Annotated in this window: 13 protein-coding genes; 4 read left to right on the plus strand and 9 right to left on the minus strand. The window is 60.3% G+C overall.

Going from position 1 to position 9022, the window contains the following annotated elements; translation table 11 throughout:
* Positions 1-7: 7 nt before the first annotated feature.
* From VFG17_RS01505 to VFG17_RS01525, 5 genes are all read right to left on the minus strand, one after another.
* Positions 8-322, minus strand: coding sequence for a DUF736 domain-containing protein (locus VFG17_RS01505; protein WP_325027713.1), 315 nt, complete (start codon positions 320-322; stop codon positions 8-10).
* A 310-nt stretch (positions 323-632) separates the two neighbouring features.
* Entirely contained in the window at positions 633-1064 is a 432-nt protein-coding gene (locus VFG17_RS01510; RefSeq protein ID WP_325027714.1) for a hypothetical protein, read from the minus strand.
* A gap of 123 nt (positions 1065-1187) precedes the next feature.
* A complete protein-coding gene (locus tag VFG17_RS01515) occupies positions 1188-1352 on the minus strand; it encodes a hypothetical protein (RefSeq protein WP_325027715.1) in 165 nt (54 codons plus the stop codon).
* A 487-nt stretch (positions 1353-1839) separates the two neighbouring features.
* Complete coding sequence (locus VFG17_RS01520) at positions 1840-2160, minus strand: DUF736 domain-containing protein (protein WP_325027716.1); 321 nt, start codon at positions 2158-2160, stop codon at positions 1840-1842.
* Between the two features lie 535 nt (positions 2161-2695).
* Positions 2696-2845 (minus strand): hypothetical protein, encoded by a 150-nt coding sequence (locus VFG17_RS01525; protein WP_325027717.1) that lies wholly within the window; start codon positions 2843-2845, stop codon positions 2696-2698.
* A gap of 635 nt (positions 2846-3480) precedes the next feature.
* Here VFG17_RS01525 and VFG17_RS01530 point away from each other — a divergent pair.
* Positions 3481-3726 (plus strand): hypothetical protein, encoded by a 246-nt coding sequence (locus tag VFG17_RS01530; protein WP_325027718.1) that lies wholly within the window; start codon positions 3481-3483, stop codon positions 3724-3726.
* Positions 3727-4165: 439 nt separating this feature from the next.
* On the opposite strand, the gene VFG17_RS01535 is transcribed toward VFG17_RS01530, so the two are convergent.
* The 3 genes from VFG17_RS01535 to VFG17_RS01545 form a co-directional block, all read right to left on the minus strand.
* Entirely contained in the window at positions 4166-4615 is a 450-nt protein-coding gene (locus tag VFG17_RS01535) for a nuclear transport factor 2 family protein (protein WP_325027719.1), read from the minus strand.
* A gap of 177 nt (positions 4616-4792) precedes the next feature.
* Positions 4793-5047 carry a hypothetical protein gene (locus tag VFG17_RS01540; RefSeq protein WP_325027720.1) on the minus strand — a complete coding sequence of 85 codons (255 nt, stop codon included), beginning with the start codon at positions 5045-5047 and terminating at the stop codon, positions 4793-4795.
* A gap of 123 nt (positions 5048-5170) precedes the next feature.
* Positions 5171-5404, minus strand: coding sequence for a DUF6894 family protein (locus VFG17_RS01545; RefSeq protein ID WP_325027721.1), 234 nt, complete (start codon positions 5402-5404; stop codon positions 5171-5173).
* 226 nt (positions 5405-5630) lie between these two features.
* Here VFG17_RS01545 and VFG17_RS01550 point away from each other — a divergent pair, with 226 nt between their 5' ends.
* Positions 5631-6383, plus strand: coding sequence for a Crp/Fnr family transcriptional regulator (locus VFG17_RS01550; protein ID WP_325027722.1), 753 nt, complete (start codon positions 5631-5633; stop codon positions 6381-6383).
* A gap of 94 nt (positions 6384-6477) precedes the next feature.
* Here VFG17_RS01550 and VFG17_RS01555 read toward each other — a convergent pair whose 3' ends face one another.
* Positions 6478-6858, minus strand: coding sequence for a response regulator (locus VFG17_RS01555; RefSeq protein WP_325027723.1), 381 nt, complete (start codon positions 6856-6858; stop codon positions 6478-6480).
* 530 nt (positions 6859-7388) lie between these two features.
* Here VFG17_RS01555 and VFG17_RS01560 point away from each other — a divergent pair.
* Both VFG17_RS01560 and VFG17_RS01565 read left to right on the plus strand, forming a co-directional pair.
* Positions 7389-8021 (plus strand): hypothetical protein, encoded by a 633-nt coding sequence (locus VFG17_RS01560; protein ID WP_325027724.1) that lies wholly within the window; start codon positions 7389-7391, stop codon positions 8019-8021.
* Positions 8018-8737: a hypothetical protein gene (locus tag VFG17_RS01565; protein ID WP_325027725.1), complete on the plus strand. Its 720-nt coding sequence runs from the start codon at positions 8018-8020 to the stop codon at positions 8735-8737. The genes VFG17_RS01560 and VFG17_RS01565 overlap by 4 nt, the downstream gene beginning before the upstream one ends.
* The last annotated feature ends 285 nt before the right edge of the window (positions 8738-9022 follow it).

Genomic DNA, 9022 nt, shown 5'->3' on the forward strand with positions numbered 1-9022 from the left:
TTGCGGCTCAGTCGCCGCGGCGGGTCTGGCGGCTCCAGACCAGGTCATGCTCGTCGCCTTCACTCGCGAACAATTGCGCGAAGATCGGGGCGGTGAAACTCGGGTCGTCGAGCTTGACCGACAGATAAGGCCGCTTGTCCTGCGTCTGCTTTTCCCAGGCCGCGCCGACTTCGACGTCGCCGACGAAAACGCGGTGGCTGGGCGCATTGCCGCTCGGGTCTTTTTCGGGTGCGATGCGAACCGCTTTCGCCTGCACCGAGAGGGTGGTGATCTGACCTCGAAATTCTCCGGATACTTTCTTAAACGTGCCGATCTTGGCCATGTCGCATTCCTTCCTTGGTTCGGGCCGCACCATCGCGGCCTCGATGCGCATCGGTTGTCAGCGGGGAACCGGCGGTGCAGCCGCAGGCCCGCAGCGAAGCGAAGGACCGCGCCGTTCGGCTTTCTTGTTTCGCGAGGAACGGCGGCACGCCGGGGGAAGAAAGTCGAAAAGGCGCGGTTGCACCAAGCCTGGTCAGCGAAGCGGCGCGCTGACAGATGGCGCATTTCGAGAGGCCGTAATGGTGCGGATCGGCGGACGGATGCGTTGCCGGTCGGTCGGGAAGCGAAGAAGCATAAGGGCGGGTGAGCGCCTAGCCGTGCAGCGCCGGTGGCTCGATTCCACGTTCAAGCGACCGGAGATCACGCCAACTGGCATGACCGGTAACGAGGCCGATAAGGATGGATAAGCTGCGCTGCGTAAACGGATCGAGGTCGGCCAACGCCGAGAGCGCAGCTCCAGCCTGAAAGCCGGCAGCAGCGGCAGCGCCTACGAACATCAGGATGACGCCGAGCCGGACGGCGAGCGGAGCAGAACTGCGCGTCAGGTGTCGGCCAAGGGCATGAAGGGAGATCCCCGCGAGCAGTCCCGCCACCACAATGACCGACCAGCCGAAACCATGGTCCCGAAGCGTGAAGACCAGGCCAAGCCCGGCGAAAACCGGCAGCGCATATGTCGCGCAGCGAAAGAGCAGAAGCAGACAATAACATGCGGCAACCGCGCCAAGGATCAGCATCAGGGTCATGGACGTCCTCCCATCGGACGCGCCCACCACCACCTCCACAGCGCATTCTGCAGGCCGAGTATAGCAAAAGCCGGCTCGGGGTCGAACCCGAACCGGCCCCAGACTGGACCTAAATCCAGTGACTTAGCGGTTGAACGGATCATATTCGCAAACGATCGTTTCAGGGTCGCCGTCGAATTCGTCGAGCGGCATGACCGAATATCCGGCGCTGGTCTCGATGAGGATGATGATGGTCATCATGGTCCGGGCGAGGTTCCAGCCGAGCGATTGGGCGGTGGAAAGCGGCATGGGATAGGCTCCTGTGTTGGGAGCGGGCCATTCCCGCTCGACAGGCGCCCCGCCGGACGGGGACAGGCCGCAATCACCGCGCGCGAAGCCGCGGCCCGAGCGAAGCGTGGGGACCCTTCACGGGTTGATTGAAGGAGGCCTGGCCTCGGCCAAGGGAATAGCGGCAATCGAGAGCGCGGATGGCCCGCTCCCATGCGGCAGTGCCCCACGCCCCACTTGCCCCCGGTTCGCCGCCGCGTCCCGGCCCCCTCGCTGACCCTTCTGCGTCGCAGACCTGATGATTTTCTTCCGTTCGCAAATCGCGCGACGCTATTCATTCGTTGCCCCCCAATCGCCGAAAAGGAGAGACGCCTGTTCGCCGGTCCCGACAACCAACATGACGCTCAGCCAGGTAGATCGACGTGAAGAAAGAAAAAGGCGGCCTACAGGACCGCCTTCACGTGGTGGAAATAATCGGCTCCGCCCGAAGGCGGAGCCGGAGAACCCGTCAGGCCGGCGGGTTCCAGATGATGACCTTCTTCATCGGATCGTCGCCGGGTGCGTTGGCGACATTGCCGTAGATCGTCCCGAACTCGGGGGCCGACATCGTCACCGACACATATTCGGCGCCGTTGTTCTGCGAGGTGCGGGTCCAGCCGGCACCAAGCTCGAAGCCATTCTTGCGGCTGAGGATGCGATAATCGGGCTCGTTTTCCTTGGTCTTGCGACCGTTCGGCACGATAGCGATCGGCGCAGTGACGTTGAGGGTGGCAAGCGTGCCTTCGAAGCTGCCGTCGGGCTTGACGTTGAGGTTGGCGATTGTGGGCATGGATTTTCTCCTTCGGTTGCTCGGGGGACATCCCCGATGGCGCCAGAAGAAGGGACCGCGAGCTGCCGTCACCGAGCGGAACGCGAGGGCGAACCCCGCATGGGGTTGACGGCCAGAGGCGAGCCGGGCCCGCAGAAGGGCGACAGGAGGGGGTGGCTTTGAGCAACGGAGACAACTGCCGCCACGTCCATTCAACTGTCAGCGCCGCACGCCAAGGCCCGCCCACCCGATCCGCGGGCCCGATCCGGTCCGGATCAGTCGCAGCGATGCGCGCCCCAATATTTGTCCCAGCGCGCGGCAAGACCGCTGCGGACCATGGCGCAGGAGATATCGCCGGAACGGGGCGAGGTGCAGAAGGCGGCGGTGCGGGTGCCGCCGGCCCCGCCACGCGAGACGCAGCGCATAGCCGGACCGCGAACAAGGATATGGCCGGTCCGGTTCCGCCCCTGCGGTTCCCCGAGCAGGCCGACCAGATGATCACGCGCCGCAACCGCATCGGCGTCCGGACAGGGATGCCCCGGACTGCAGCTGCCGTTCATTTCGCGTGCAGCAACGCCGGAAAGGTGAACATGTGGACCTTCCGCACACCAGATCGGCCGTCGCCATCCCAGACCGCGACGGGGGTAGAGGCGAAGGATTGGCCGGCCGGTACGACCGTAGCGAGCAGGAACGGGCTGAACATCATCACGAATCCGTAATGCGGCCGACCGATCGGTTCAAACCCCGTATTTATCACAAAGCATCATAGAACTGCGCGAAGCGCCCAAAGACAAACGCGCTCTTGGCGAGGCCTCAGCCGGACGGCGTGCGCGCGGGCCTGTGGGCCAGCCGCCGTCCGGCAAGGTGACCGAGCCAAGTGCGCTGCGCGGCCCAAAACAACACGCGGCCCCTGGCGCCGCCTGTCGGCGTCAGAGTACGCTCAATTCAGCCGCGCTCTATCTGCCCGCGGCGAAAGTACCAAGTTCAGCCCTTGTGACGAATGACCGGTCGCGGCTCGCCGCACAGGCCGCACGGACCCTTGGTCCGTTCAAAACCTCCGGTACCCGCTGCCGCGCCGGTCGCGACGCTCGCTTGGGCAATGGAAGAAAGGTCGAGCCGGTCCGCGATGCATTCGTCGCAGAGTGGCGTTCCTTCCATTCGCCGGATGAGCGCTTCGACACGTTCTGCAATGGTTGAGCGTCTCGCCATTGGGCGGCTGTAGTGAAAGATCGAAATTCTGGAAAGTTACCGATATCCGAGCACTGAATCGGATCTGGTGGGATCGTGAGAAACACCGCAATCCCACCATATCCGTGTGGGGTTCTATGCTATGCTTGCGTCATGACCTACTGCCTAGAGCGAGTCGCCCGCGCACTTTGCGAGTTGGATGGAAATCCGCCCGATGCGACGATGGGCGGCAAGTCGCTTTGGCAAGACTATCTCCCAGAGGCCCGGGCGGCGATCATGGCTCTTCACGAACCCGACGCGGAGATGGTCAGTGCTGCCGCGCTTGCGGGTGGCCACTTTGCCAAAGACGAAATCGGAATAATTTATCGAGCCATGATCGATACTGCGTTGATCGAATGACTGTCGGCCACAAGCAAAACGAAGTGGCAGGAATAAGCGGAAATGACCGGTTACGGCCGGTCAGTTGGTCGACTAAAAATCGGTAAAGAGCGGGCAGCCCGTTCTATGCGTCTACGGCGCACGACATGCGCGCTGCGGCACAATGTGGAATAATTCCCGTAACCCGTTCCGGATAATTGCACAGCCGAATTCCTTTTGGCGTTGCCGTACAATTCTCGGTAGGTTGGACCCCGTAACTGCGCTGTGCGACCCAGGAGAGCTCTTCCTTTCAGGAAACCAGAGATCTTCATCTGATGCCCGCCCGGTTTCGATCAGGTGGGTGTCTTTTTTGGTCCCGTCCGATAGCTGCTCGAATTGTCGGAATATGGCTAATCGCCACTGACCCGGAATGTGCCTTCCACCAGCCATTCGCCGATAGCCGAATGAAGCGAACCGGGCGTCAGTCGCGCACGACCCGGATGCGGCTGAGCCGAGTCTTGGCGATTAGCCAGCGCCCGCTCGCCTTGCGATAGCAGTCATGATAATGCCCGAAGCCGTGGCGCGACCGACCGGCAAGATCGCTACCCTCGCCCGCCCAGAAATGATCGTCCATCGCCCAGATGCCCTCGGCGTCGCGCGCGCCGGTGAAACGGATTTCAAAGCTGTGGACATGATGGACAGTCGTGGCCTCGTGGAGCTCTGCGGCGACCCCCGCCACGAAGGCATCGGCGCCGGTCGTGAGCAATTTCTCGTCCGGTAGGCCGCCTGGCATTTCGCGAAAGTCGCCGACCATGTCGTCGGTCAACAGGCTGCGCAACAAGGGCCAGTCCTTCGTATCGAGTGCGCGCAGATAACGTGCTTTAAGCAACCGAATTTCCTCGATCGCAGCAAGATTGACGCCTTCGGTCATTTTATTTTCGCTCCCGTATAGCGGCTCCAAAGGCCGCGAAACTCAGTTCGACATTCGAGCGGACCAGACTGGAATCTTCAAGCGCGTAATTTTACAGCGCGCGATCCTCGCGTACGCTGACCTCGATCCAGCTGGCCATTCCCACGCGGATAGGACGAAGGTATTGGCCGGCAGCAGTCAGACGGCTTTTGGCGCGCGATTGGCGAAAGCTGATACGGGCCGTGTTTCCCGTGCCGGCCGCGCCCAACGCTGATTGATTGAGTGAAGCGTATGAAGCTCATCGGCCACGGCAAGCCATCTCCTGGCTTCATTTGCCATTCCGGCTGCGGCGGCTATTCGCGCCTCGCGCCGGGCATATTCTTCAGCACCCTCACCATATTCGTCTTCTGCCGCAATGACGGCCGGCCAGATCGAACCTTTTCCTTGCGTCATGGGAAGCCTCCATCGTGCCACCTGCCGACGAAGCATAAATTCTGCAAAGAACAGCCAGTCTAACCTAGATTATAGCGCATATAATTTTTTGCGCGGACCGCTTTCCGAGAACCGAAACTTCAGTCAACGAATTTCGATCACGTCGCCAAAATTGACTTTGGCGATCGAACGCCGCGCCGCATCGAGAATCTCAACGTAATGCTGCCGGTCGAGATGTCCCTCGATCACGGTTTCTGCCGCAATGCCCCGCGCGCCCGCTACCGCGTGGACCCGAGCAGCCGCAAAATCCGCCAACTCCAATCCCTCTAAATCCTCAGAAAACAAATCGTTTTGAACGTTGAAATAGTAGAGTGGCATGTGTTCAATCCAGCAGTTGTACGAGCTTTCGCGCTTCCGAACGTTGCGAGACAAAGCATGTAGTGTTGAATCGCAAAATGCATCGGTAGATGCCGAGAGCCATCGAAACTTCGGTAACCTGGGTTACTTCTTAACTTCGGACAGTGTACACGATCAGTACCACCGCCCACGCCACGGCACTCGGTGGCAGAGAGACAGGCTCGCGCTCCCGCCTGGGGAGCGCGCGATGTCTATCCGATCCGACATGAGTTTATATGTTGCCAAGCTGGAACGGCGCGGTCCGCTTTCGGTGGCTGGCCGGAAAGCGATCATGGCGCTGCCGACCCGCACCCGCGAATATGGAATCTATCAGGATATCGTGCGCGAGGGCGACCGGCCCGAGCATTGCTGCTTTGTCGCCGATGGACTCGTCAGTCGCTACAAGACACTGCGAAGTGGCGCCCGGCAGATTGTGTCGTTCCACATTGCCGGCGACATGGTCGATCTCTCATCGGCTCTGGTTGTTGTTGCCGATCACGGAATCCGTACCCACGCACCGACGACCGTTGTTGCAATCAGCCATCGGGATATATTGCAGACGTCTGCCGACTATCCCGAGATCGGCAGGGCCCTATGGTTCGACACGTTGATCGATGCCGCGATTTTTCGCGAGTGGACGGTCAATGTCGGAAGGCGCAATTCGCGTGAGCGAACGGCGCATCTGCTGCTTGAGTTCGCCTATAAATTCCGCGCCGCGGACCAGCTCGTCAATGACGGGTTCGAGCTCCCGATCAGTCAGTCGGACCTGTCGGACGCGCTGGGAATAACGCCGGTCCATCTCAACCGCACGCTACAATGGCTCCGCGGCGAACGACTGATCCGGACCCATATGAGAACGGTGACCATCGAGAACTGGCCGGAAATGATCCGTCTGGCCGGCTTCAGCTCGGCCTATCTGCATCCCGAGGGGCCGCGGGAGCTGAAGCTGCCGAAGAGTTGATCTGCTCAATGACTGGGCAGTCGCGCGACATCACCCTGCATCGATTCCGCCGCCAGCAGCCAGACACCACCGTGCCCCTAGTCTCCAGTCTGCATCAGTCGCGCGTGTAGGAGCTGGCCTTCTGCATCTCGTCCCAGAGACGTTTGACGACAGCTCCGGCAGGCATCGGCTTCATAACGAGCGCAGGCTCGAAGAATTGCTGCGCCAAATCCGGGGGCAAGCCAGTGCCCGTATGGAACACGAGCGGCGTTTTCGATCCGGCAAGATGCAGAGCCACCGGCGTAATGTCACGATCCTGCAATTGCACATCGAGGATCGCGCCGGCGACAACGGAGATTTCAAGCATCGCGAGCGCTTCGCTGACCAGCGGGTAAGGTCCCATGACGATGCCGCCCAGGCTCGTGATCGCATCTGAGAGCTCGAGAGCCACGAACGGTTCGTCTTCGACGATCAGAATCGCTTTTGCTTGAAACATACCAAGGCTCCCGGAGCGGGAGCGCGGAACCGTCTCTCAGCCACCGTTGGCTCGGTCTGGCCGGTGGTGATAAGGAAACGGCTTTAACCTAGGTTAGTTCCTTCGCTCAGCGCATTCCCGAAATGCGTGCCATGAAGAACAAAGTTTCAAGTGGCAGAACGATTGAAATTCGTGGTTCTCCAAGATGAAGACAGGGCAGACGCGAAGCCGGCGAGGCGGATCATTTCCGGCCAGTTCTCGATGGCCACCGTTTTCATATGGGTACGGATGAGTAGTTCGCCGCAGAGCCGCTGGAGCGTTCGGTTGGATTGCCCCGCACCTCGCCGCCGCGGCGTAGCGCATTTCGATGAAAGGATGGATTGACGACCTCTGGCCGATTGCGGCCCGGCAACTTACGCGAGCAAGAAGGTGATAGCTGTCCTTGACAGCATTACTGCTCGAGCGACGCGCAAGGGATATTACTTGTCAAAGGTCTTCGCCTCTTGAATATGAGCGCTGTTTACTGGGGTAGGACGCGAAGAGGGGCAGGCATGTGGGCTAAACTTGCGGTTCTTGTTGGGTTTGTTGTTCTGGCTAGTCCGGCCCATGCTCGTCCAGAGCAAGTCCAGATTGCTTGTCGCGCGCTTCACGGGAGCAAAACCTTTGTAGTCCCTGAACTCGTTGTTGATCGGGTCGATGGCGACGGGAATGACATGAAGGAGTACCAGCGGGCGCTCGACCGCGCGTTTCAGAACTACATCAGGAGCAACTACGACGTCGGCGACAATTTTGGAGTCGATTGCCGCGTGCATGCCGTCGAGCTGTCCGATGGGTCTATGGACACCAACATGGTTGAACGCGCTAGCGCCCTTCTTGGTCAATGGCAGGCCGCCCCACAGGCGACACTGATCAGTGCCGGCTGGTTCAAACCGATCAACGTAGCTGCACTGCCAGTTCAGCCGGCGCGGAGCGGCACGGGACACCAAGGCGGTGGCTTTCTTGTGCTTGGCTCAATCAAGCCGCCGATCGAACCCGGGTGGGACGAGAAGGTGAGAGAGCGGCAACGGGAAGATGCCGCGACCAGAACCCGGCTCCTTGCGAATAACGCACGTCTCAAGGCAGAAACGGAAGCGGCAACGAGCGAGATGCTCCATGAGCTACGGAAGCGGGGAAGAGCGCAATGATCCGGCTAAATGTAATGATTGTTGTTGCCGCGCTTCTGCTGGCGCCTTCGCCGACTATTGCTCAATCGGCGATGCCCGACGGCGTTCGAATGATCGAGAATAGCAAGGAAGTTCGGAGCGGACCCGGACAGCCCGACCGCGCTGATCTCTACACCTTCGTTACGCTGCCGGGCGATCAACAACGGGTGGTGCTGCGGTCGTCTAACGAGAGGGCGTTCGAAATTCAGATCCGCGACCCAGGCGGCAACGTCGTTGCGGAAAGCTGGGGAAAGGGAGAGGTCGAGATCGAGACGATTCCAGCCTGGGGTGACATGTATACCATCGCTGTACTCCGAGCCGAACCGACTGCGAACTACACGATCCGCCGTACGGCAACGCCAGGCTCGCTGCCGCAATTCCTTCTGGCTCATATGGCTGGCTATCGACGACTGTCGGGTCTTAAAACTACGCGGTGCTGGTCCAATCCCGGGCGAACGATCAAAATCGACTTCGGCGACTATGTGCTGGAGCGCTCCGTTGATGGCGAGCAGATTCGGAACCGCCGTATTCGCTCCGGGCAGCCTACGGTGTTCTGGACGCAGACTGCCCAGATCGTCGGCGATCAAATCGAGGTTGTAGATCTCGAAGACGGAGATGCTCACAAGACGACCCTGAGCCTCGACTCGGGACGCCTGCGCTATAGCTCCGACTATGAACTGGTGGGTGCTACTTGTTGAACGCCTGCGTGCATCTCGCCGGCTGAGCGCCCGCAGAGATGTGCGAATTCCCTTGAAATATTGGGCTACTGAGCAGCGAAACAGGGAAGCTTTGGACTCAATCAACAGGCTGTCGTGCAGTAAAGATTGACGTGCCCCGCTGCGCTCCACCACGCGAAATCAAAGCCCAGCTGCTTTGTTACGCATGAGCGCGCCATAGCCGCCCTTGGCCGCTTAGAGACGGTCCGCATTTGGGCAAGATTTCAGAAAAGCGGACATAGGCATGTGATATGTGCGCTGCGAACT

The sequence above is a fragment of the Sphingopyxis sp. genome, from assembly GCF_035686825.1.
Lineage (GTDB): Bacteria > Pseudomonadota > Alphaproteobacteria > Sphingomonadales > Sphingomonadaceae > Sphingopyxis.

Excerpts from the sequence above, each read along its gene's own strand:
- VFG17_RS01505 (WP_325027713.1), bottom strand. The coding sequence starts at position 322 with ATGGCCAAGATCGGCACGTTTAAGAAAGTATCCGGAGAATTTCGAGGT.
- VFG17_RS01510 (WP_325027714.1), bottom strand. The coding sequence starts at position 1,064 with ATGACCCTGATGCTGATCCTTGGCGCGGTTGCCGCATGTTATTGTCTG.
- VFG17_RS01515 (WP_325027715.1), bottom strand. The coding sequence starts at position 1,352 with ATGCCGCTTTCCACCGCCCAATCGCTCGGCTGGAACCTCGCCCGGACC.
- VFG17_RS01520 (WP_325027716.1), bottom strand. The coding sequence starts at position 2,160 with ATGCCCACAATCGCCAACCTCAACGTCAAGCCCGACGGCAGCTTCGAA.
- VFG17_RS01525 (WP_325027717.1), bottom strand. The coding sequence starts at position 2,845 with ATGATGTTCAGCCCGTTCCTGCTCGCTACGGTCGTACCGGCCGGCCAA.
- VFG17_RS01530 (WP_325027718.1), top strand. The coding sequence starts at position 3,481 with ATGACCTACTGCCTAGAGCGAGTCGCCCGCGCACTTTGCGAGTTGGAT.
- VFG17_RS01535 (WP_325027719.1), bottom strand. The coding sequence starts at position 4,615 with ATGACCGAAGGCGTCAATCTTGCTGCGATCGAGGAAATTCGGTTGCTT.
- VFG17_RS01540 (WP_325027720.1), bottom strand. The coding sequence starts at position 5,047 with ATGACGCAAGGAAAAGGTTCGATCTGGCCGGCCGTCATTGCGGCAGAA.
- VFG17_RS01545 (WP_325027721.1), bottom strand. The coding sequence starts at position 5,404 with ATGCCACTCTACTATTTCAACGTTCAAAACGATTTGTTTTCTGAGGAT.
- VFG17_RS01550 (WP_325027722.1), top strand. The coding sequence starts at position 5,631 with ATGTCTATCCGATCCGACATGAGTTTATATGTTGCCAAGCTGGAACGG.
- VFG17_RS01555 (WP_325027723.1), bottom strand. The coding sequence starts at position 6,858 with ATGTTTCAAGCAAAAGCGATTCTGATCGTCGAAGACGAACCGTTCGTG.
- VFG17_RS01560 (WP_325027724.1), top strand. The coding sequence starts at position 7,389 with ATGTGGGCTAAACTTGCGGTTCTTGTTGGGTTTGTTGTTCTGGCTAGT.
- VFG17_RS01565 (WP_325027725.1), top strand. The coding sequence starts at position 8,018 with ATGATCCGGCTAAATGTAATGATTGTTGTTGCCGCGCTTCTGCTGGCG.